This is a genomic window from Arthrobacter gallicola (genome assembly GCF_014836775.1).
Lineage (GTDB): Bacteria > Actinomycetota > Actinomycetes > Actinomycetales > Micrococcaceae > Arthrobacter_B > Arthrobacter_B gallicola.
Window position 1 is genome coordinate 42,971 of sequence record NZ_JACSQD010000001.1, and the last position, 22,656, is coordinate 65,626.

Genomic DNA, 22,656 nt, shown 5'->3' on the forward strand with positions numbered 1-22,656 from the left:
GACCCGGTTATGCCTCCCGGAATCTCGGCCTTTGCCATCTCCCTGAACGTCCCCGACCCGGAAGCCTCGGCGTCCTTCCTCATGGATAACTTCGGCTATGGCGTCGAGATGCAGGACGAGGGGTATGTGTCGCTCAAACATCCCGACGGCGGCTCAAACATCATCTTCCTTCGCACCGGACTGCCCACCTTCAAACCCGCTTCGATCGCGGGCAGCGCCGGTGAGGGCCTGCTGCTGGTCCTGGTGGTTGGGGACCTCGATGAGCGCCACGAGCAACTGTCCGCCCGGGGCGTCGACGTGGTCACGGCCCCGGAAACGGAACCATGGGGTGAACGGTTTTCCCAGTACCGCGACCCCAACGGACTCATAGTGCAGCTGGTTCAGTGGATGTAGGAATGCCGCGGCAGTGCAGCGTCCACCGCGTTACAGGTGCGCATCACTGCTGGGCCAGGACCTCCGCGTCGCGCGCGTCGTCGTAGCTGTCCCGTGCCTGCAGGATGGTGGGAACGTGGTTTTCGGCCCAGTTCCTTAGTTGAGCCAACGGCTCCAGCAGCGAACGGCCAGTGTCCGTGAGCTCGTAGTCGACCCGCGGGGGTACCTGGGGATGGACGGTCCGGGAGACCAGCCCATCGCGCTCCAACGCCCGCAGCGTCTGGGTGAGTACCTTGGGCGTCACTGCGCGGACCCTGGAGCGCAGGTCGCTGAAGCGGACGGGCCCGTCGGCGAGAACCTGAACAATGAGTCCAGTCCACTTGTCACCGATGCGCTGGAAAATCACCCGTGAAGGGCAATCCGGGTCAAAGATGTTCGGCTCATTAGTATCCAAGAGGTAACTCAGTTTCTTTGAGGCTATCAGTATCTAAAAGATACTCTCATGGTGTCAGAAGGACAGCAAAACGGATAGCAATCCAGAGGAGCACTAATGAAAATCGCCGTATATGGAGCCACGGGCATGGTTGGCAGTCAGATCGCCGCAGAGGCCCTGCGCCGCGGACATGACGTAACGGCTGTCTCCCGCCGGGTCTCGGAGGTTCCGGGAGCACTCAGCCGCCAGGCGGACCTCGCGGACGCTGAGACGTTCGCTGAGATTGCCGGTGCGCACGACGTCGTCGTCCTCGCCACAGGACCCAGCCGCACAGGCGGGGACCACAGCGAATGGCTGGAAGCAATGAAGCAGGCCTACGCCAGTGCCGGCAGCACGCGGCTGCTCGTCGTGGGCGGCGCCGGAGCCTTGGAAATCGACGGCAAGCGGCTTGTAGACACGGACGGATTCCCGGAGGAATACCGGGCTGAGGCTCTCACTCTGGCTGAGGCCTACGAAGCGATCCTGGCTGCGCCGGCAGAGCTGGACTGGACCATGCTCGCCGCTGCACCGGAGATTGCGCCGGGCGAACGAACGGGCGCCTACATCACTGCCAAGGACTCCCCGGCAGGCGGCCGTATTTCCACCCAGGACTACGCGGTGGCCATGCTCGACGAAATCGAACGTCCCGCGCACCGCAGGGAGCGCTTCACCTCCGCGAACTAACCGCAGGGTCGGCGGGGGTTCGGCGCGGGCGGCGCGGGTGGTGCGGGCGTGTGCGGGGTGGGCGGGCACGGTCATCAGTCCGGGGCGTCGTCAGTGCTGGTGGCCGCCGTCGTGCTCCTGCCTCCGCTGGTCAGGCTGCCCGGCCCCGCCGCTGCCGCCGGACTGCGTGACCACGAACTGGCCCATCAGTCCCTGGTCCTCGTGCAGCAGCAGATGGCAGTGGTACATGTACGGGCTGTCGGGATCGGCATAGTCCTCGAACCGCATGATCAGCCGGTACGTGTGTTCCGGTTCCAGATAGATGGTGTCCTTGCGCCCCTGCAGCTCCGGCGGCGGCTCGGCGCCGTCGATATCCAGGACTTCGAACTGCACGTCGTGCACATGCCAGTTGTGCGGAACGCCGTGGGTGTTGGTGACCTCCCAAATTTCCGTGGCTCCCAGTGCCACCTCGGTGTCGATTCGGTCCATGTCCATACTGCGCCCATTGATCTGCCGGTCCTGCACCTCGAAGGTGCGGGTGACGCCGGCCTCGGACTCCGGAATACCGAATTCAGCGAGCCGGGCCGGCAGGGGAGAGGAGGGCTGCAGCTGAGGTGCGGCCTGCAGCTTCAGGATGTCCAGGCGGTCAGCGGAACCGAAGGCGGACGGCGCCGCGACGCCGCCGAGGTCCGGTGGGTACGAGGTGAGCAAGGTGTCCTCCCCGGGTTCAAGCGCGACGACGATTTCCGCACGTTCACCGGGGGAGAGCCGGACCCGGGTGGTTTCGTGCGGCTCCCGCAGCAGGCCGCTGTCGCTCGCTATCTGGGCGAAGCCGCGGTTGTCATCGAACCCGAAGTCGTAGGTCCGGGCAGTGGAACCGTTGAGCAGCCGCAGCCGAACCAAGGTGGTTTCCACCTGCTGTACCGCGCCGGCCACGCCGTTGGCCAGGATGGTGGTGCCCAGCATGCCGAGCTCATTGCCTTGGGAGTCAGTGATCAGGCTGCCGTCGCGGGCCAGGCGTTTGTCCTGGACAATCACGGGAATGTCATCGAGCCCGTAGTTCTGCGGGAGGCTCAGCGACTGGGACAGGGGGTCGTCCAGGATGAACATTCCTGCGAGTCCGCGGTAGACATGCTCCTCGGTGTTCCCATGCGGGTGGGGGTGGTACCAGAGCGTGGCGGCCGGCTGATCAATCTGCCAGCTCGGTTTCCAGGTGCTGTCCGGGGCCACCGGCTGGTGCGGGCCGCCATCCATCGCGGCTGGCAGGTGCATACCGTGCCAGTGGACCGTGGTCGGTTCCGGCAGGTTATTTGCCACGTCGACGGCGACGCGCTCGCCGGCCTGTGCCCGCAGTGTCGGGCCCAGCATGGGACCGTTGAACCCCCAGGTGGGTGTCTGCAGGCCCGGCACGAGTTCACTGCTGCCTTCCTGGGCCTCCAAGGAAAAGGTCCTCGTACCATTCACCAACCGGGATTCCGCCAGCGGGGGGATGGGCAGCGGGCGGTCAAAGGCCGTGGTTGTCTGTTCCAGGGGCGGAGCGGCAGGAACACAGCCTGCGAGCACCCAGAGGGAAATGACAGCGCAGAGGAGCAGCCTGAGCGCTGGGGTGGCCGCCCGGAGAAGGGGAGCTGGTAGAGGCTGCATACCCACACGGTAGGTCTGGGCTGCCTCGGGGCTCATCCGTCTGCTGTCGACTTCCGGGTCGCCCGGGAGCGACCCGGAACTGTCCCCGAAGTCTACAAAACCCCCGAAGCCCCGACGTCTGAAATCTCGATGACAGTCCGAACTGCCGACCAAAAAGTTGTCTCTGCCGACCATATGGTCGGCTAGACTGACGCCATGCCCCACTCCGCTGCCCCACACCTCTCCGCCGGCCCGCGTGAATGGGCCTCCCTGGCCGTTCTCACGCTAGCTGTGATGCTCCTGGCCGTCGACGGGACCGTTCTGGCGCTGGCGGTGCCCTCACTGAGCGCTTCTCTATCGCCGACCTCCACCCAGCTGCTCTGGATCGGGGACATTTACTCCTTCGCGCTGGCCGGACTGCTGGTGACCATGGGCAACGTGGCCGACAGGATTGGCCGCAAACGGCTCCTGCTGATCGGCTCGGCTGGATTCGGCATAGCTTCGGCCCTGGCTGCGTTCGCCCCCACTCCGGAAGTCCTGATTGCAGCCCGGGCACTCCTGGGTATCAGCGGCGCAACGATCATGCCCTCGACCCTGTCGATCATCCGGCACGTCTTCCCTGTGCCATCCGAACGTACCCGTGCAATCGCCATCTGGTCCGTCGGAGCCGGCGGCGGCGCAGCGCTGGGGCCGCTGGTCGGCGGCGTCCTGCTGGAGAACTACTGGTGGGGCTCCGTGTTCCTCATCAACATTCCCGTGATGCTCCTGCTGCTGGTCTCGGGCGCCATCCTGCTGCCCGAGTCCAGGAACCCCGCCCCGGGCAAACTGGATCTGCTCTCCGCAGTCCTTTCGATCGCGGCAATCGTGCCGATCGTCTACGCCGTTAAGCGGACGTTCGGGTACGGGATCGAACCGGTCGGCATCGCAGCACTGCTGGTTGGACTGCTGTCCGGGTGGGTTTTCCTCCGCCGGCAGCGCCGGGTTCCGGATCCCATGCTCGATATCGAGTTGTTCAGCCTGCCGGCGTTCCGCGGCGCCGTGATCGCCAACGGCCTCTCGATTTTTGCGCTGAGCGGCCTGCTGTTCTTCTTTTCCCAATACCTGCAGCTGGTACGCGGCTTCGGACCGCTTCAAGCAGGCCTTGCCGAGCTGCCGGTGACGCTGGCGATGATGGCCGTGGTGTTCGTGATCGGCACCCTTGTGTCCCGAACGGGAGTGGGTCCCGCCATTGGTGGCGGGCTGATGCTCGGAGGAGTGGGACTTGTGCTGCTCGCGGTGAGCGAGGGCTTCGAGGGTTACGTGGGCATTGCCGCCGCGCTGGTACTGACCGGACTGGGCATCGGTGTGGCAATGACGCTGTCCACTGATGCGGTGGTGGCCTCGGCTCCGCGGGAGCGCGCCGGTGCCGCCTCCTCCGTCTCGGAAACGGCCTACGAGCTGGGCGTTGCCCTGGGGATTGCCGTACTGGGATCTGTCCTGACCGCGCTCTACCGGACGGGCCTGCCGAATCTTTCAGCACTGCCGGAAGACACCCGTGCCGCCGTCACCGATTCCCTGGCCTCCGGGCTCCAGGCGCTGCAGGGCGGTCCGGCCGAAGCCGTCGCGGACGCCCGGCACGCCTTCACCGGCGCCATGCAGATCACGGCACTGGTGGCGGCCGGTATTCTGCTGCTGGCAGGTTTCATTGCCTGGCGGGTCATCCCGCGGGTCCTGGAAACCAACGACGGCGGCGGGCCACCTCCTGGGCACCGTGCCGGAGCTCCGGCAGCCGCCACAGAACCGGAGCCCGCTGAACCGGAAACGGCTGAAGTGAAGACCCCTGAACCGGAGACAGTGGAAGGCGGAGAGAAGCGGTGACGGAGCACGAGGGGACCCGAAACGCCGAGCGAACCCGGCGTGCCGTGCTCGACGCGGCGGTCGAAGTCCTGGCAGAGCGTGGGACTGCCGCAACCGTGCAGCACATTGCCACCGCTGCCGGGCTTTCCAAGGGCGGGCTGCTGCACCACTTCCCGGACCGGGATGCCCTTCTCTACGCCGTGGCAGAGGATCACCTCGAACGGTTCCGCCTGCGGGTGCTGAACCTCGTGGATCTGTCCGAGAACCGGCCGGGCAAGGTGCTTCGCGCCTATGTCCGGGCGCTGTGCGGATCGGATAGCAGCCTGTTGGCAGAGTACGGGACCTTCAGCGGAATCTGGCCGGCACTGGAAAAAGTCCCCGGCGTGCAGACGCTCAGCGACGAGGACAATGACAGCTGGTTCACACTCTTTGAACAGGACGGCCTGGATCCGGACCGGATTCTCGTGGTCCGGTACGCGGCTGAAGGTCTGGCCATCGCGCACTCCTATGACGCGAACGTCTCCACCCGTGTGCTGGAGCGGGCCCGTACTGTGCTGCTGGGCCTCATCGACAAACAGGCAGATTAGCTCCCGCCGGAACCGGCAGTGAGCGTGAACCGTTAGCCCAGCTCCTCTGCCTGTCCGCCCGCCGCGGGTCGTGGGGTCCGCCTCGTGGCGGAGAGCCAGAGGGACGCCGTCAGGGCCGCGCCCCACACCAGGAACAACGGGTCCCAGAGGAACGCGTGTCCGATCATCGCCTCGACGTTGTACCCGCCGGCCGGGCGAAGGACTCCGGCCAGCACTGCACCGCTGATCAGGACGTTCGCCCCGCCGTAGGCCACCAGCAGAAGGCCGCCAACCCAGCTCAGGCACCGCCAGATCCGCGGCCACGGCAGCTTTCCGTAAAAGACAGCAACCGGCACGACGGCAGCCGCAGCCTTCAGCGCGGCGATCCCGCCCAGCAAGAGTCCGGCGCCGAGGGGGAGTTTGTCCTGGCCGTCACCGCCCATTCCCCGACCGTTGGCAGCAGCCAGACGCCCCCGAGCGCCCAATAGAGACTGAAACCGGCATGGATCAGGCCCAGCACACAGGCAATCCAGATCAGTGCCCGCGCCGCTGCCAACCGTCGTCCGGCTGCAGCTCCGTCGAATCCGCCGTGTCCCATGCGGGAAGGATAATTCCGGTTCAGCTGGTCCGGCCATGCCGTCATCCACTTGGGGTTCGTCCGGAGTGAACCTGCCCGGTTTGCTCTGGCACCATGGGCCTGGCCTTTTCCGCAGGACACACGACGCCGCACCGGTTCAGGGGTACCTTCTTCCTCATGACGAAGGTCAGTTATGCGGAGTTCCAGCGGCGCTGTGCCGTGGTGATCGGCACGCTGCGGGGTACGGTGCTGGAAATTGGAGCCGGCACCGGGGAAAACCTGGGGCTGCTGTCAGCGGAGGTGGAATGGATCGGCCTCGAGCCGGACGCCGGGCGCCGCGGGGAGCTGGACGCGGCCGCCGCTGCCCTCGGACACCCCGCAGCGTTGGCGCGGCCCGCAGAGGATACCGGCCTGGCAACGGGAAGCATGGATGCCGTGCTGGCAACGAAGGTGCTGTGTTCGGTTGCGGATCCCCAGGCCGTCCTCGCGGAGGTCCTGCGTGTACTGAAACCGGATGGCCGGGCGGTCTTCGCGGAGCACGTTGCCGCACCGGAGGGAAGCTTCAAACGGGGGCTGCAGCGGGCGGCGTCGCCGTTCAGTGCCAAATGGGATCACGGGTGCCGCTGGGACCGGGATTCCGCCGTCCTGCTGGCCGACGCCGGCTTCCGGGGACGGATTCAGAGCTTCGACGTCAGTCAGGGGATCCTCCCCTCCGTCCCGGTCATCCTCTTTGACGGCACGCCGCCCTCTTAGCAGGACGCGGACGAAAAATCTGCTGTGCCGCCCGGGCCGTGTAACAGGTAGGCTAAGACAGCCGGTAAGGCACGAACGGTAAGCGATGTACATCAGGCCAGCCGCAACCAATGCGGTATGGCCGGTTCTTTTTGGGGAGGAAACACCATGGCGGGCGAGGACTTCAACGCCGCACGTGCGGATGATCAGCGTGGCTTCAGCGCGGAGGACACGACTTCGATCAGCCTTCCGCCGATCTCGGATGCGGCGTCCATTGAGCCGAAGCTCAGTGTGGACGAGCGCGCCGCGGTGGCAGCCCTCCCCGCAGGCTCTGCCCTTCTCATCGCCCATTCCGGTCCCAATGCCGGTGCACGCTTCCTGCTGGACCAGGACGTCACCACGGCGGGGCGCCACCCCAACGCGGACGTCTTCCTGGACGACGTCACCGTCTCCCGCAAGCACGTTGAATTCCGCCGCAGCCCCGAAGGATTCCGGGTGGTGGACTCCATGAGCCTGAACGGGACATACGTCAACAACGACCGCGTGGACAGCCTGCTGCTGCGCACCGGCAATGAAGTCCAGATTGGCAAGTTCCGGCTCACTTTCTACGCTGCCCGCCCGGCTTCCGGCACGGCCTAAAGGCTGGATCGAATGCCAGGACCAGAGGCTGCGCGGCGCGCCGTCGGCACCGCCGCGGAGCGTGCGCGTCCGCGTGTGCTCAACATCGGCCAGGTCCTCGGCGACCTCAGTGGTGAGTTCCCGGGGATCAGCGCGTCCAAAATCCGTTTCCTGGAGGAAAAGGGACTGGTCGCTCCGCAGCGGACTGCTGCCGGCTACCGGAAGTACTCGATTGCAGACGTAGAACGTCTCCGGTTTGTACTGGCGCTGCAGCGGGACCAGTACCTGCCGCTGAAAGTCATCAAGGACTACCTCGATGCCATCGACAGGGGAGAACGCCCCGAATCGCTGCCGGGCGGCATCACGCTCTCGCCGCGCGCCGTTTCGGAACAGCTGGCAGACGAACTTGCTGCCCGGACACGGGCCCGCCTGTTCACCTTCGATGAGCTGGTTGCGGAGTCGGGTGCCACACCGGAGCTGGTCCAAAGCCTCATCAGTTTCGGCCTTATCACCGCCCCGGCCCAGCAGTATGATGAACACGCCCTGAAAGTCGTCAAAGCCTGTATGCAGCTGGAGGCCCACGGCATCGAGCCACGTCACCTGAGGCCGTTCCGTGCCGCTGCAGACCGGGAACTGGGGCTGGTGGAGCGGGCGATCGCACCCGTTGCCTCACGCAGGGACGTCGCCTCCAAAGCGCGGGCGGCCGAAACAGCGCGGGAGATCAGCGAGCTTTGCCTGAACCTGCACAGCGCCCTGGTCAACGGCCAGATAGCCCGGATGGAGAGCTGAAGCCGATGCAGGAAGTCGAAGTAGTGGGCGTACGGATTGAACTGCCCTCAAATCAGCCCCTGGTGCTGCTGAAGGAACTTGAGGGAGAGCGTCACCTTCCCATTTGGATCGGAGCGCCTGAAGCCAGTGCCATTGCCTTTGTGCAGCAGGGAATAGTCCCGCCCCGACCCATGACGCACGACCTGATGGTCAGTGTCATCAAGGCGCTGCAGCGCCGGGTGACCGAAGTCCGGCTGGTCTCGGTGGAAGACACCGTGTTCCATGCGGAACTGGTGTTCGACGACGGCACCCGGGTCTCTTCCCGCGCGTCCGACGCGATCGCCGTCGCCCTGCGGGCCCCCTGCCCGATCTTCTGTGCCGATACCGTCCTGGATGAAGCCGGCGTGCGCATCACCGAGGCTGACGCTGATGAGGACGAGGACGAGCAGGAGAATGCCGAGCAGGAACTGCGCCAGTTCCGGGAGTTCCTCGCAGACGTGGAACCCGAGGATTTTGAACGCTGAGCGGCCCGACACGCCTGCAAAAAAAGAGGGTCACATCTTTGACCTTGGCCGTCCGCAGATCTAACGTCGAAGCATAGAGTTCCCATTGCGCTAATGGGTCATCAGGAAGACACTTAGACAGGCCTCTACAACCACAGGCGAACGCAGACAGGGTCCGGAAGGGCCGGTTTAAGCACCGGCCGGGCAAGCACCTTCGAATCCCGTCTGCGTCACCAACCAGCGAACAGCTGGAATGCACCAGTCCCGATGACCTCAGGCAGCCGCCGACTTTACGGGGACCGTAACTAGGAGGAACAGTGAGTCCGAAAGGCGATGCCGGCGAACACCGCGCCGTTGCACCCGGGAAAGTACTTCCGGCCAGTGCCCAGGGACTGCTGTTCACCGAAGACCTCCCGGTCCTGGACGAAGATGCCGGTTACCGTGGCCCCACTGCCTGTAAGGCGGCCGGCATCACGTACCGCCAGCTGGACTACTGGGCACGCACCGGACTCGTGGAGCCCGCTGTCCGCGGTGCTTCGGGTTCCGGCACCCAGCGCCTCTACAGTTTCCGCGACATCCTGGTCCTGAAGGTCGTCAAGCGCCTGCTGGACACCGGTGTTTCCCTGCAGCAGATTCGTACCGCCGTCGAGCACCTGCGCGAACGCGGTGTGGAAGACCTGGCCCAGATCACTCTGATGAGCGACGGCGCCAGTGTTTATGAGTGCACCTCAGCTGACGAGGTGATTGATCTGGTCCAGGGTGGGCAGGGTGTCTTTGGCATCGCCGTCGGCAGGGTCTGGCGTGAGGTAGAAGGAAGCCTCGCCCAGCTGCCGAGCGAGCATGTCGATGAGCATTCCTACGCTGAAGATGAACTGAGCCGGCGGCGCGCCGCCCGCAAGATCAGCTAGCGGACCTGCAGACCGCAAAACCGAAATAAGAGGCCGCTTCCTTCGGGAAGCGGCCTCTTATTTGATTACCGGCCGGCGCCGCAACAGCTCCTAGCTGGCAGGGCGGCGCATCACCCGGTTGCGGACGCTGCCGGCCTGCACCAGGTTCTTCAGCAGGGAATCAAAGGTACCGGCCGCCTGTTTGGCTGAGTCGCCGGGCCAATGGTGCACAGAGTGTGCAGCGCCCTGGATCTGCTGCCAGTTTGCCTGCTCCGCGATGGTCGGCTCCAGCAGAAGGTCACCGAACATCTGCTTCATTTCAGCGAGGCGGAAGGTGTGCTCATTTGATGTCGACCGGACCCGGTTGGCCACGATGCCTGCCGGAGCCAGATTGGGCGCGAATTCCTGCCGGAACAGGTCCAGGGCACGCATGGTCCGCTCCGTCCCAGCCACGGAGAAGAGACCCGGCTCGGCTACCAAAAGCACCCGGTTGCTGGCCGTCCAGGCCATGCGGGTCAGCCCGTTGAGGGAAGGCGGGCAGTCAATGAGGACCAGACCGTAGCCGCTGACCTTCCCGAGCAGGGTGGAGAGCCGTTTCAGGTCCCGCTTGCCGAGGTCCGGGCGGTCGTAGATCCCGGAGAACGCAGAGCCCATCGCGACGTCGAGGACGGGCTGCCTGGGCGTGTTCTGCCCGTTCAGCCGGCGTGCCGTTTTGGTCCAGCCGCTCGGGACCACGTTGGCCGCCAAATCCGCCTTACGAGCGCCGCGGAGCATTTCTCCAATGCCCAGATGGTCACCGGCTGAGACGCCCAGGCCTGTGGTGGCATCTGCGTGTGGATCAAGATCCACAACGAGGGTAGGAATTCCGGCAGCCAGTGCGGCTGATGCCAGGCCCAGCGTCACAGAAGTCTTGCCGACGCCGCCCTTCAGGCTGCTGATGCTCACTACTTGCACTTGTTGAACCAATACCTAACGTGTTGAGGATCATGGGCGCCGGGTCCGTGCCGGGGGACCACACTCATTCTATGTGACGTGTGCCGACAAGCCGGGCAGGCTGGGGTTTGCACATCTGCGTCCGGCACTGAACTATGCTCAAGGTGATCTATCTCACTGGTTCTTGCCGTTTGCGGGAGCCGTCATGAGACTGAAAGCTGACGGCTGGTCCGTTCCACCCACCCGCAACCCGTGCAGGAGTGCAATGTTCTCGAAGATCCTGGTAGCCAACCGCGGCGAAATCGCCATCCGCGCTTTCCGCGCAGCCTATGAGCTCGGCGCGAAAACGGTGGCGGTGTTCCCGCATGAGGACCGCAACTCGATCCACCGCCAGAAGGCCGATGAGGCGTACCTCATTGGCAGCGAAGGCCATCCGGTCCGGGCCTACCTGGATGTTGACGAGATCCTGCGGGTGGCGCGGGAAGCCGGCTGCGACGCGATCTACCCGGGCTACGGTTTCCTCTCGGAGAATGCCCAGCTGGCCAGGGCAGCCAAGGAAGCGGGCATCACCTTTATTGGTCCCGGCGCGGACGTGCTGGAGCTGGCCGGGCACAAGGTGCATGCCCTCAATGCAGCGCGGGAGGCCGGGATCCCGGTGCTGCGCTCCACCGAGCCGAGCGCCGATGCGGAGGAGCTGCTGGCCAAGGCGGAGGACATCGGGTTCCCCATTTTCGTGAAGGCCGTTGCCGGCGGCGGCGGCCGGGGTATGCGGCGCGTAGACACGGCCAGGGACCTGCCGGAGGCACTGAACGCCGCCATGCGGGAGGCGGATACTGCGTTCGGTGACCCCACGGTTTTCCTCGAGCAGGCCGTGCTGCGTCCGCGCCACATTGAGGTGCAGATCCTGGCGGACAGCGAGGGCAACGTTATCCACCTCTTCGAACGCGACTGCTCACTGCAGCGCCGGCACCAGAAGGTCATCGAGATCGCCCCGGCGCCGAACCTGGACGAAGGGATCCGGCAGGCGCTGTACCGGGACGCCGTTACCTTCGCCAAGTCGCTGAACTACGTCAACGCCGGAACAGTCGAGTTCCTCGTGGACACGGTCGGCGAACGCGCCGGCCAGCATGTCTTCATCGAAATGAATCCCCGCATCCAGGTGGAACACACCGTCACCGAGGAAATCACCGACGTGGACCTGGTGCAGGCACAGATGCGCATCGCCGCGGGGGAAAACCTGGCGGACCTCGGCCTGGTCCAGGATGAACTGCAGATCCGCGGAGCGGCACTGCAGTGCCGCATCACCACCGAAGACCCGGCCAACGGTTTCCGGCCCGACGTCGGCAAGATCAGCGCCTACCGCTCCGCCGGCGGAGCAGGGGTACGGCTCGACGGCGGAACCGTCTACGCGGGTGCGGAGATCAGCCCGCACTTCGATTCCATGCTGGTAAAGCTCACCTGCCGCGGCCGGACCTACCCCGCCGCGGTGAACCGCGCCCGCCGCGCCCTGGCGGAATTCCGGATCCGCGGCGTCTCCAGCAACATTTCCTTCCTGCAGGCAGTCCTGGATGATCCGGACTTCATTGCCGGAGACGTTGCCACCTCCTTCATCGAGGAGCGCCCGGAGCTGCTGAACGCCCGCGGACCTGCGGACCGCGGAACCAAGCTGCTGAACTGGCTGGCCGATGTCACCGTGCACAAGCCCCACGGCGAACTGCCGGCACAGGTCAACCCAATGGACAAACTGCCCAAGGACCTGCCCGAGCCCCGCCCGGGATCGCGCCAGCGGCTGCAGGAACTGGGCCCGGAAAAGTTCGCTGCCGCACTTCGTGCCCAGCAGGCCCTCGCGGTCACCGACACCACGTTCCGGGACGCCCACCAGTCGCTGCTCGCCACCCGGGTCCGCACCCGGGATTTGATTGGAGCGGCTCCGGCCGTGGCTGCCCTGACCCCGGAACTGCTCTCGGTGGAGGCCTGGGGCGGGGCGACCTACGACGTCGCCCTCCGCTTCCTGGGCGAGGATCCATGGGAGCGGCTGGATGCGCTGCGCCAGGCGCTGCCCAACGTGTGCATCCAGATGCTGCTGCGCGGACGCAACACCGTCGGTTACACGCCCTACCCCACGGAGGTGACGGATGCGTTTGTCGAAGAGGCCGCGGCGGCCGGCGTGGACATCTTCCGCATCTTCGACGCACTGAACGACGTCAGCCAGATGGCGCCCGCCATCGAAGCGGTGCGCCGCACCGGCACGGCCGTCGCTGAGGCGGCGCTCTGCTACACCGCTGACATGCTGGACCCCAAGGAAACCCTCTACACGCTGGATTACTACCTGGACCTGGCGCAGAAAATGGTGGACGCCGGGGCACACATCCTGGCCATCAAGGACATGGCCGGCCTGCTCCGCCCGGCCGCAGCGGCCAAGCTGGTGGCAGCCCTGCGCGAGCGGTTCGACCTCCCGGTCCACCTCCACACGCACGACACCGCGGGCGGGCAGCTCGCCACCCTGCTGGCAGCCGCTGAAGCCGGGGTGGATGCTGTGGACGTTGCCAGTGCCACACTGGCCGGAACCACCAGCCAGCCCTCGGCGTCGTCCCTCGTGGCGGCCCTGGCCAATACTGAGCGGGATACCGGGCTGAGCCTCGACGCCGTCAGCTCGATGGAACCGTACTGGGAAGCTGTCCGCCGGGTCTACGCCCCGTTCGAGTCCGGGCTGGCAGGCCCCACGGGTCGGGTGTACCAGCATGAAATTCCCGGCGGCCAGCTGTCCAACCTGCGGCAGCAGGCGATCGCCCTCGGGCTCGGGGAGCGGTTCGAAGCCATCGAGGACATGTACACAGCTGCCGACCGGATCCTTGGCCGCCTGGTCAAGGTGACGCCGTCCTCCAAGGTTGTGGGGGACCTCGCCCTGCAGCTCGTTGGCGGCAACGTCTCACCGGATGACTTTGAAGAGAACCCGCAGAACTACGACATCCCGGACTCGGTTATCGGGTTCCTCAGCGGCGAACTGGGGGATCCTCCCGGCGGCTGGCCGGAGCCTTTCCGCACCAAGGCACTCCAGGGACGCAAACCCAAGCCGCGGCAGGTGGATCTGACCGAGGCTGACGAGCAGGGACTGGCCGGGGACTCCGCAACCCGGCGGGCAACCCTGAACCGGCTGCTCTTCGCCGGTCCGGCCAAAGAGTTCGCTGCGACGCGGGAGAGCTACGGTGATCTTTCGGTTCTGGACACGCGGGACTACCTCTACGGTCTGCGTCCGGGGGTCGAGCACGTCGTCGAACTGGAAAAGGGTGTCCGCCTGATCGCCACCCTGGAGGCCGTGTCGGAGCCCGATGACAAGGGTATGCGCACCGTGATGACGACCTTGAACGGGCAGATGCGGCCCGTCATGGTGCGGGACCGGCGGGTGGAAAGCAGCGCCAAAACCGCGGAACGGGCTGATCCGGCGCAGGCCGGCCACGTCGCGGCCCCCTTTGCCGGAGCTGTGACCCTGACCGTCGAGGAAGGCGCTGAGGTTGCTGCGGGGGACACGATCGCCACGATTGAGGCCATGAAGATGGAGGCGTCCATCACGGCCCCGGTGGCTGGAACGGTCAAACGGCTTGCCATCGCCGGGGTGCAGCAGGTGGACGGCGGCGACCTGCTCGTGGTGCTCGAGCCCAGCTGATCCCGCCCGGGACCGGAGCCGGCCGCCGATAGACTGGAGGGGTGACCCACTATGACCTCGCCATCATCGGCTCCGGCTCCGGCAACTCCCTGATCACGCCCGAATGGGACGGCCGGAAGGTGGCCGTTATCGACGGCGGAACCTTCGGCGGAACCTGCCTGAACGTTGGCTGCATCCCGACCAAGATGTTTGTCTATCCCGCCCAGCTGGCCGGCTCCACGGAGGAAGCCGCCCGCCTCGGCGTGGATCTGCGCGTCGACAGTGTGCGGTGGGAGGAGATCCGGGACCGGATCTTCGGCCGGATTGACGCTATTTCCGAGGGCGGACGGCGGTACCGGGCCGAGCAGCTGGAGAACGTGACGCTGTACAGCGAATACGTCCGGTTCACCGGCTCCCGCCGCCTCGAGACAGCATCAGGCCAGGAAATTACCGCGGACCAGATCGTGATCGCCGCCGGTTCGCGGCCGGTACTGCCGGATATCCCCGGGATCGACCTGCCGCAGGTCCATACCTCGGACACCGTGATGCGCGTCGAGAAGCTGCCCGGGCGGATCCTGATCCTGGGCGGCGGCTACATTGCGGCAGAGTTTGGCTTCGTCTTCTCCGCCTTCGGATCCCAGGTCACCATGGCGGTCCGTTCCGGTGCGCTGCTCCGTGCGCAGGATGAAACCGTCTCGGAACGCTTCACCGCTGCGGCCGCAGCCCAGTGGGACGTCCGCCTGAACCATACGGTCGACTCGCTGGCCGAAAACGCCGACGGCTCGGTCCGTGCCGTGCTGTCCGGTCCCGCCGGACCTGCCGAACTAGACGTCGACCTGGTCCTCGTTGCCACCGGGCGCACACCGAACACTGACCGCCTTGACGTGCAGGCCGCCGGATTCGACGTCGAGGAAGACGGCCGGCTGGCCGTCGATGAATACCAGCGTGTGCACAGTGCCGGCCAGCCCGTCCCCGGGATCTGGGCGCTGGGGGACGTGAGCAGCGAGCATCAGCTCAAGCACGTCGCGAACCACGAAGCCCGGGTGGTCAGCCACAACCTTCTGCACCCCAATGAGCTGCAGGCGTCCTCGCACCGTTTTGTCCCGGCGGCGGTTTTCAGCCAGCCGCAGGTTGCCTCCGTGGGGCTCACCGAAGCACAGGCCAGGGACTACGCCGCGGAGGAAGGCCTTGACCTGGTCACGGTGGTACAGGACTACGGGTCGACGGCGTATGGCTGGGCCATGGAGGACACCACGGGTTTTGTGAAGCTTCTGGCCGACCGCTCCAGCGGACGCCTGCTGGGGGCGCACATTATGGGTCATGAAGCGTCCATGCTGCTGCAGCCGCTGGTTCAGGCGATGGTCTTTGGGCTCGACGCGTACACCATGGCACGCGGCCAGTACTGGATCCATCCGGCCCTGACCGAGGTTGTGGAAAATGCCCTGCTGTCCCTGAACTCCAAACCCCAAAGCACCGGGCTGCAGCCCTAGCTGGATTGGGACCGGCTCCCGCGGGATACCTGCCCAGGACAACGGCGGAGGGCACCGGAATCCTCCGGTGCCCTCCGCCGTTCGGTTAGTCAGTTATTTAGACCCGCTGGCCGGAGTAGATCTCCTCCACCACGTCCGAGAAGTCCTTGAGCACCTGCGCACGCTTGATCTTCATGGACGGTGTCAGATGTCCGCTGGCCTCGGTGAAGTCGGTGGACACTACCCGGAAGACCTTGATGGCCTCGGCCTTGGAAACAGCCTGGTTGGCACCGTCCACCAGTGCCTGCAGTTCATCCTGCAGCTGCTGGGTCTGCGCGGCCTCGGCTACGGTTGTCCCGGCCGGAAGGCTGTGCCGTTCCAGCCAGCCCGGAAGCGCTTCCTCGTCCAGGGTGATGAGGGCGGAGATAAACGGGCGGTGGTCGCCCACCACAACGCACTGCGACACTATGGCGTCTGCCCGGATGGCGTCTTCCAGCACAGCCGGGATAACGTTCTTGCCGCTGGCCGTGACGATGATCTCCTTCTTGCGCCCGGTGATCTTCAGGAAGCCGTCGGAGTCGAGCTCGCCAATGTCTCCGGTGCGGAACCAGCCGTCAACGAAGTTCTCTTCGGTGAGATCCGGGCGCTTGAAGTACCCCTTCATCACACTGACCCCCTTGGCCAGGATCTCGCCGTCGTCGGCAATCCGGACCGAGTTGCCGGGCAGCGGCGCACCCACGGTGCCGATCTTGATGAGCTTCGGAGTGCTGACGCTGACCGGGGCGGTGGTTTCCGTGAGGCCGTAGCCCTCCAGGACCATGACTCCGATCCCGTTGAAAAAGTGGCCCAGCCGGTCACCCAGCGGCGCGCCACCGGACACGGCGTACTGAACGCGCCCGCCCATGGCCGTGCGGATCTTGGAGTAAAGCAGTTTGTCGAACAGGGCGTGCCGCAGCTTCAGCCCCAGCGGAATCTTGCCCTGCTCCTTGGCCTTGGACCATTCAATGGCGGTTTTGGCCCCGGCATGGAAGATCTTGCCCTTGCCGCCGTCTTCGGCCTTAAGCATCGAGGAGTTGTAAACCTTCTCGAAAACGCGGGGCACCACCAGCAGGAAGGAAGGCTGGTAGCTCTGCAGATCAGGCAGCAGGCTCTTGACGTCAGGGGTGTGGGCCACGGTGGAGCCGGCCGCGACGCAGAGCACGGAGATAAACCGGGCGAAAACATGGGCCAGGGGAAGGAACATGATCGTCTGGGCGCCCTCCCGCGCCACTTCCGGGAGTGCTGCCATCGCGTTGCGGGAGAGCTCGACGAAGTTGCTGTGCGTCAGCTCGCAGCCCTTGGGCTTTCCGGTGGTCCCGGAGGTGTAGATGATCGTGGCGGTGTCTTCGAGGTTCGCCAGTGACCGCCGGGCCTCGAGCTCCTCATCCGTGACGGCAGCGCCGGCCTCGCGGAGCTGGTCCAGTCCGCCGCCGTCCAGCTGCCAGACATGCTTCACTCCCGACAGATCTTCATCGGCCGCAGCCTGGCGGACAACGTTTTCATGCCGTCCCGCCTCGACGACGATGGCGCTGGCTTCGGAGTCGCCGAGGATCCAGGCAACCTGCGCGGGAGATGAGGTCTCATAGACGGGTACGGGGATTCCGCCGGCAAACCAGATCGCGAAGTCCACCAGGGTCCATTCATACCGGGTGCGGGCCATGATCCCGACGCGGTCTCCGGCGCCGATGCCGGAGGCGATCAGTCCCTTGGCGATCCGGGTGACATCGGCGAGGAACTCGGTGGCACTGATGTTCGTCCAGGTATCACCGGTTGACCGTACGGCGAAAAGAGCGGGGTTGGAGGGTTTGGCAGCCTGTTCCAGAAGCAAGTCCGTTGTGTTCGTGTCCGGTGAGGACTCCACCAGGACAGGGACGCTGTATTCGCGCACGATAGCTCCTTCGATATCTTTTCGGACGGCGGGGTGTTCCCCACCCTATAACTTAGATCACATTTTCGTACTCACTGGTAACTTTCGAATCAGTAACGCTTGCCCTGACCGCGCGGTGTGGTTTCGGGGCGCTTAGAATTAGTTGTTGATGCCTCCCGTAAATTCAGCTCCTGTTCCTCCCATCCCCGCAGCCCGGTGGTCCCGGCGCGCGGATCCCTTCCGTCCGCGCCGTCCCGCACGGCTCTCCAGCCCAATGCGCCGGCGCGGCTTGGCCATCGGCATCGACATCGGCGGAACGAAGGTGGCGGCGGGGCTGGTCGATGCCAGCGGCCGGGTACTCGCTGAGGTCCGCCGCTCCACCCCGGGGCAGGATCCCCGCGAGGTTGAGCAGGTCATTGTGGAACTCGTCCGCGAGCTGTCCGCGGAGAAACACGTCTGGTCTGTTGGGATCGGTGCCGCCGGCTGGATGGACCTGGCAGGCAGCCGGGTTCTCTTCAGCCCGCACCTGGCCTGGCGGAATGAACCACTTCAAGCCAACCTGGAGCGGCTGCTTAAGCGGCGGGTCTACCTGGCCAACGACGCCGACGGCGCGGCGTGGGCGGAATGGCGTTTCGGCGCCGGAGCGGGGGAGAGCAGGCTGGTCTGCATTACCCTGGGCACCGGCATCGGCGGGGCCATGATCATGGACGGACGCCTGGAACGGGGCCGTTTCGGTGTGGCCGGCGAATTCGGGCACCAGATCATCATGCCGCAGGGGCGGCGCTGTGAATGCGGCAACCGCGGATGCTGGGAGCAGTACGCTTCGGGAAACGCACTGGGGCGGGAAGCCCGTGAACTCGCGGAAGCCAATTCGCCTGTGGCCCAGGAACTGCTGCGCAGCGTGGACGGCCGGATTCCGGACATTACCGGTGCCGTCGTGACCCGCCTCGCGCTGGAGGGGGACCGGACCGCCGTCGAACTCCTCGGCGAAGTGGGCGAGTGGCTGGGGCTTGGGCTCGCGAACCTCGCAGCGGCCCTGGACCCCGGAATGTTTGTCATCGGCGGCGGGCTCAGTGATGCCGGGGACCTGCTCCTTGAACCGGCCCGCCGGTCTTTCTCCAAGAACCTCACCGGCCGGGGGTTCCGGCCCGAGGCAAAGATTGAGCGGGCGGCCCTCGGCCCGTCCGCCGGCATGATCGGCGCGGCGGATCTTTCCCGGGTGGCGGCCCGGCGCTGAACCGCTGCGGCTAAACCGCAGCGCCGTCGTCGTCCTCATCCCGGTGCTGGGGTAGCCGGTAGAGCAGATAGCCGGAGGACGCGACAAAAAGCGCCACGATGCCAAGCACAACGGTCAGCGGCGCGCTGCGCCAGAACATGGCGAAGAGCAGGAGCAGCAGAGGTCCGCCCGCAGCCCCGAGCCAGGCGAGGATGACCAGCGGTTCCCCGCTGCCCAGCGGCGGCGGCTCCTCCGGAACAAAGCTGCCGTCGGACTCGTCGTCCTGGGGACTGTAGTCCCGCGGTCCCGGACCGATACTTCCGGTATCTGCGTCCCGGCGCAGGGGCTGGTTCTCAAAGATGGCACGTGTTCGTTCAGCCGCGGACCGGGGGTCCGGCGGAGTGCGGGAGCCGGGCGGCACAGCAGCGCCGGGTCCGGCATCGGCGCTCCGGCCAGGGGTCCCCTCTCCGGGATCCAGGTCCGGGGTCTCCTGCAGCCGGGCCACCAGGTCCTGCCAGGTGGCGTCGTCAGTTGATTCGTTGCGGTCCGGTTCGCGCTCTGTCATGCCGGGGCACCTGCACTCACCCGTTGGATAAATTCATGGGAGCTGTCGAAGATCAGGGGAGCATCGTGGTCCATGGTCGCCACGTGGTAGCTGTTTTCCAAAGGGATTACCTCAAGTTCGGTGCTGCCGACCAGTTTCCGCAGCAGATCCATGCTCGATTCCGGGACAACCGGATCCACCGTGGAACGGAAGGCTATGACAGGTGCGGTGACGCGGGGCAGATGCGCTGCTGTGTCATCGAACAGCCGCAGGAGTTCGGCTACGGCGCCCACGGGTGTGCGGGCGTAGGCACCTTCGTCCTGGCCCGGAAGTCTGATGTTGTTGCCGATCGCGGGAACTGACGGCAGTACATACTTGAGCAGCCGGGCGTACCGCGCACGCGGATCGGCTACGGTCAGCCCCGGATTAACGACGGCGACTCCGGCTACGGGGCGGAGGGCAGCCAGACGGAGTGCCAGTGCCCCGCCCATCGACAGGCCTGCCACAATCACCCGGTCAGTCCGGTCCGCCAGCGCCGTATAGGCATCGTCATAGGCCCGGTACCAGTGCTGCCACGGGGTGCGGGCCAGTTCCTGCCAGGTGGTTCCGTGTCCCGGAAGCAGCGGAAGACTTACCGCGTATCCGGCATCGGCCAGATAACGTGCCCAGCCCAGCATGCTCACGGTGGAACCCGTGAAGCCGTGGCTCAGCAGAACGCCCGTCGCAGCGTTCGGACCGTCTCCGGCACTCGAAAACGGGGCAGGGGCCCCAGGGGATGTCATAGCTCTATGGTTGCATTAGGATGCTGATTTTCCACCCTGCAGATAACAAAGTTCCGGGCCGTGCCGCGGCAGAAATCCTATGCCGTGCCTGCGGCCCTTACAGTAGTACCTAGGGGAGCCAAACAGGTTTCCCCCAAGTGTTTGTCCGGACGGGAGAGCTGGCCGCGTGTTCTATTGGGTGATGAAGACGATTTTCATCGGACCGGTGGTGAATCTCCTGTTCCGGCCGTGGGTTAAGGGCATGGACAACGTTCCGGCCACCGGACCGGCAATCCTCGTCAGCAACCACCTTTCTTTCTCCGACTCAATCTTTCTGCCCCTGGCGGTTCCGCGGCCGGTGAGTTTCCTGGCCAAGTCCGAGTACTTCACCGGCAGGGGGCTTAAGGGCAAGCTGACCGCTATGTTTTTCCGGCTCACGAACCAGCTGCCGATTGACCGGTCGGGCGGGGCTGCATCAGAAGCAGCCCTTCGCGCCGGGGTTAAAGTCCTCGAAGGCGGAAACCTGCTGGGCATTTATCCCGAAGGTACGCGGAGCCCGGACGGCCGGCTCTACCGAGGGAAGACAGGGGTCGCGAAAATGGCCCTGCAGACCGGGGTTCCGGTGATCCCGGTGGCCATGATCGGCACCGACAAGGTCCAGCCGATCGGACGCCGGATCCCCAACATCCGCCGCATCGGCATCATCGTCGGGGAGCCGCTCGACTTCTCCCGCTACGCCGGGCTGGAGAACGACAGGTTCGTACAGCGCTCCGTAACGGACGAAATCATGTACGAACTTATGCGGCTTTCCGGGCAGGAATACGTGGATGTATATGCGAGCACCGTCAAGGACAGGATGGCGGCCGCGAAAAAGGTATCCAAGGCGGCTGAATCCCGCAGCGCCGCAGTCCGGCTTTCAACTCCGGATGAGCCGGAGACCGGAGTCGGCCCTGCAGCCGGACGGCGCAGCAACCAGAAGGCACCCGGCGAAATTACCGTGATCGGCACCCCGGAGAAAGCCAAACCCTCGGGCGTGGACAATAGCCCGCACGGCCCGCAGGAGACCGGCGGGGCAGAACAGACGCCGCACAGCGCCTGAGGGTTGTCCCCGTCAGCGGCGCGTAACAGGACACATTTCATCGCCGTGGGTCCCTGCCTGCCAGTAGGATTTAACCCGTGAGCCAAACACCCGCAGAACTCGACCCCAGTTTCCCTCCTACGTCCGGCGCAGCCGTGTATCCGGGGCTGGATGACTGGCGTTCCCTGCCGATCTCGCAGCAGCCTTCCTGGCATGATGATCCCGGGTACGCCCCAGCCATAGCAGAGCTTTCAATGGTTCCGCCGCTGGTCTTTGCCGGTGAAGTGGACATTCTCCGTGACCGCCTGGCTCAGGCTGCCCAGGGCAAGGCGTTCCTGCTCCAGGGTGGCGACTGCGCTGAGACCTTTGAGGCGGCGACAGCAGACAAAATCAGCGCACGGGTCCGCACGATCCTCCAGATGTCAGTGGTCCTGACCTACGGTGCATCCCTTCCGGTCATCAAGATGGGCCGCATGGCCGGCCAGTTCGCCAAGCCGCGTTCCTCAAATGACGAGACACGGGGCGAAACCACGCTTCCGGCCTACCGCGGCGACATGGTGAACGGCTTCGAATTTACGCCGGAATCCCGCCGCCACGACCCGGCACGGATGGTCCGCGCCTACCATACCTCGGCCTCCACGCTGAACCTGATCCGGGCGTTCACGCAGGGTGGCTTTGCCGACCTGCGGCTGGTTCACCACTGGAACCGGGGCTTCACCGCCAACCCGGCACACTCGCGCTACGAGTCACTGGCCCGGGACATCGACCGCGCGGTGCGTTTTATGGATGTCTGTGGAGCAGACTTCGAAGCACTAAAGCGGGTGGAATTCTTCGCCAGCCACGAAGCCCTGCTGCTGGACTACGAACGTGCCCTGACCCGGATTGATTCACGCACCGGACAGCCCTACGACACTTCGGCGCATTTCCTGTGGATCGGGGAGCGTACCAGGGACCTGGACTCCGCCCACGTGGACTTCCTCTCCCGCGTCCGTAACCCCATTGGGGTGAAGCTGGGGCCGAACAGCACCCCCGAGGACGCCCTGGCACTGATCGATAAGCTGGACCCGAACCGCGAGCCGGGACGCCTGACCTTCATTACCCGGATGGGCGCACAGAACATCCGGGAGAAGCTGCCCACCCTCGTGGAGAAGGTGACTGCCTCCGGAGCACAGGTTCTGTGGGTCACGGACCCCATGCACGGCAACACCGTCACCTCACCCAACGGCTACAAGACCCGGAACTTCGATGATGTGATGGACGAGGTCCGCGGGTTCTTCGAGGTGCACAATGCGCTGGGCACGTTCCCGGGCGGCCTGCACGTGGAAATGACCGGCGATGACGTCTCCGAGTGCCTTGGCGGGGCTGATCCGGTGGATCAGGAAGCGTTCGTGGAAGGCTACGAGTCGGTCTGCGATCCGCGCCTGAACCACATGCAGTCCCTGGAAATGGCGTTCCTGGTGGCGGGGGCCCTGGCCGAAAAAGGCTAGCC

At 65.5% G+C, this 22,656-nt stretch carries 21 protein-coding genes; 14 read left to right on the top strand and 7 right to left on the bottom strand.

Annotated features, from left to right (window positions below):
* The first annotated feature begins 9 nt into the window (after window positions 1-9).
* The gene (locus tag H9639_RS00210) at window positions 10-393 is read left to right on the top strand and encodes a VOC family protein (RefSeq protein WP_191806159.1); all 384 of its coding nucleotides are present in this window, start codon (window positions 10-12) and stop codon (window positions 391-393) included.
* 43 nt (window positions 394-436) lie between these two features.
* Here H9639_RS00210 and H9639_RS00215 read toward each other — a convergent pair whose 3' ends face one another.
* A complete protein-coding gene (locus tag H9639_RS00215; RefSeq protein WP_191806160.1) occupies window positions 437-826 on the bottom strand; it encodes a winged helix-turn-helix transcriptional regulator in 390 nt (129 codons plus the stop codon).
* A gap of 96 nt (window positions 827-922) precedes the next feature.
* On the opposite strand from H9639_RS00215, the gene H9639_RS00220 reads away from it, so the two are divergent.
* Complete coding sequence (locus H9639_RS00220) at window positions 923-1,528, top strand: NAD(P)-dependent oxidoreductase (RefSeq protein WP_191806161.1); 606 nt, start codon at window positions 923-925, stop codon at window positions 1,526-1,528.
* Window positions 1,529-1,618: 90 nt separating this feature from the next.
* Here the strand turns inward: H9639_RS00220 and H9639_RS00225 are convergent, their stop codons facing one another.
* A complete protein-coding gene (locus tag H9639_RS00225) occupies window positions 1,619-2,947 on the bottom strand; it encodes a multicopper oxidase family protein (RefSeq protein ID WP_225219031.1) in 1,329 nt (442 codons plus the stop codon).
* Window positions 2,948-3,346: 399 nt separating this feature from the next.
* Between H9639_RS00225 and H9639_RS00230 the strand changes: the two genes are divergently transcribed.
* A complete protein-coding gene (locus H9639_RS00230) occupies window positions 3,347-4,987 on the top strand; it encodes an MFS transporter (protein ID WP_191806163.1) in 1,641 nt (546 codons plus the stop codon).
* Window positions 4,984-5,553: a TetR/AcrR family transcriptional regulator gene (locus tag H9639_RS17120; RefSeq protein ID WP_191806164.1), complete on the top strand. Its 570-nt coding sequence runs from the start codon at window positions 4,984-4,986 to the stop codon at window positions 5,551-5,553. Before H9639_RS00230 ends, H9639_RS17120 begins: the two co-directional genes overlap by 4 nt.
* Before the next feature lie 32 nt (window positions 5,554-5,585).
* Here the strand turns inward: H9639_RS17120 and H9639_RS00240 are convergent, their stop codons facing one another.
* Window positions 5,586-5,975, bottom strand: a complete 390-nt coding sequence (locus tag H9639_RS00240; RefSeq protein WP_225219032.1) for a DUF3995 domain-containing protein — start codon at window positions 5,973-5,975, stop codon at window positions 5,586-5,588.
* A 311-nt stretch (window positions 5,976-6,286) separates the two neighbouring features.
* Between H9639_RS00240 and H9639_RS00245 the strand changes: the two genes are divergently transcribed.
* From H9639_RS00245 to H9639_RS00265, 5 genes are all read left to right on the top strand, one after another.
* On the top strand, window positions 6,287-6,862 hold the full coding sequence (locus tag H9639_RS00245) for a class I SAM-dependent methyltransferase (RefSeq protein WP_191806165.1): 576 nt from the start codon (window positions 6,287-6,289) through the stop codon (window positions 6,860-6,862).
* A gap of 147 nt (window positions 6,863-7,009) precedes the next feature.
* Entirely contained in the window at window positions 7,010-7,480 is a 471-nt protein-coding gene (locus H9639_RS00250) for an FHA domain-containing protein (protein WP_191806829.1), read from the top strand.
* A gap of 12 nt (window positions 7,481-7,492) precedes the next feature.
* Entirely contained in the window at window positions 7,493-8,248 is a 756-nt protein-coding gene (gene ftsR, locus H9639_RS00255; protein WP_191806166.1) for a transcriptional regulator FtsR, read from the top strand.
* Between the two features lie 5 nt (window positions 8,249-8,253).
* On the top strand, window positions 8,254-8,751 hold the full coding sequence (locus H9639_RS00260; RefSeq protein WP_191806167.1) for a bifunctional nuclease family protein: 498 nt from the start codon (window positions 8,254-8,256) through the stop codon (window positions 8,749-8,751).
* Window positions 8,752-9,047: 296 nt separating this feature from the next.
* The gene (locus tag H9639_RS00265; protein WP_191806168.1) at window positions 9,048-9,638 is read left to right on the top strand and encodes a MerR family transcriptional regulator; all 591 of its coding nucleotides are present in this window, start codon (window positions 9,048-9,050) and stop codon (window positions 9,636-9,638) included.
* Window positions 9,639-9,728: 90 nt separating this feature from the next.
* Here the strand turns inward: H9639_RS00265 and H9639_RS00270 are convergent, their stop codons facing one another.
* On the bottom strand, window positions 9,729-10,571 hold the full coding sequence (locus tag H9639_RS00270) for a ParA family protein (protein ID WP_191806169.1): 843 nt from the start codon (window positions 10,569-10,571) through the stop codon (window positions 9,729-9,731).
* A 244-nt stretch (window positions 10,572-10,815) separates the two neighbouring features.
* Between H9639_RS00270 and H9639_RS00275 the strand changes: the two genes are divergently transcribed.
* Window positions 10,816-14,214, top strand: coding sequence for a pyruvate carboxylase (locus H9639_RS00275; protein WP_191806170.1), 3,399 nt, complete (start codon window positions 10,816-10,818; stop codon window positions 14,212-14,214).
* Window positions 14,215-14,255: 41 nt separating this feature from the next.
* Window positions 14,256-15,683, top strand: a complete 1,428-nt coding sequence (locus tag H9639_RS00280; RefSeq protein ID WP_191806171.1) for a mycothione reductase — start codon at window positions 14,256-14,258, stop codon at window positions 15,681-15,683.
* A 97-nt stretch (window positions 15,684-15,780) separates the two neighbouring features.
* Here the strand turns inward: H9639_RS00280 and H9639_RS00285 are convergent, their stop codons facing one another.
* Window positions 15,781-17,589: an AMP-dependent synthetase/ligase gene (locus tag H9639_RS00285; RefSeq protein WP_191806172.1), complete on the bottom strand. Its 1,809-nt coding sequence runs from the start codon at window positions 17,587-17,589 to the stop codon at window positions 15,781-15,783.
* Window positions 17,590-17,737: 148 nt separating this feature from the next.
* Between H9639_RS00285 and H9639_RS00290 the strand changes: the two genes are divergently transcribed.
* A complete protein-coding gene (locus tag H9639_RS00290; protein WP_191806173.1) occupies window positions 17,738-18,805 on the top strand; it encodes an ROK family glucokinase in 1,068 nt (355 codons plus the stop codon).
* Between the two features lie 10 nt (window positions 18,806-18,815).
* Here the strand turns inward: H9639_RS00290 and H9639_RS00295 are convergent, their stop codons facing one another.
* Window positions 18,816-19,349 (bottom strand): hypothetical protein, encoded by a 534-nt coding sequence (locus H9639_RS00295; RefSeq protein WP_191806174.1) that lies wholly within the window; start codon window positions 19,347-19,349, stop codon window positions 18,816-18,818.
* Window positions 19,346-20,110, bottom strand: a complete 765-nt coding sequence (locus H9639_RS00300) for an alpha/beta hydrolase (protein ID WP_191806175.1) — start codon at window positions 20,108-20,110, stop codon at window positions 19,346-19,348. Before H9639_RS00300 ends, H9639_RS00295 begins: the two co-directional genes overlap by 4 nt.
* Window positions 20,111-20,276: 166 nt before the next feature.
* Between H9639_RS00300 and H9639_RS00305 the strand changes: the two genes are divergently transcribed.
* Together H9639_RS00305 and H9639_RS00310 are read left to right on the top strand one after the other, a co-directional pair.
* On the top strand, window positions 20,277-21,188 hold the full coding sequence (locus H9639_RS00305; protein WP_191806176.1) for a lysophospholipid acyltransferase family protein: 912 nt from the start codon (window positions 20,277-20,279) through the stop codon (window positions 21,186-21,188).
* Window positions 21,189-21,265: 77 nt separating this feature from the next.
* Window positions 21,266-22,654, top strand: a complete 1,389-nt coding sequence (locus H9639_RS00310) for a class II 3-deoxy-7-phosphoheptulonate synthase (protein ID WP_191806177.1) — start codon at window positions 21,266-21,268, stop codon at window positions 22,652-22,654.
* Window positions 22,655-22,656 lie beyond the last annotated feature (2 nt).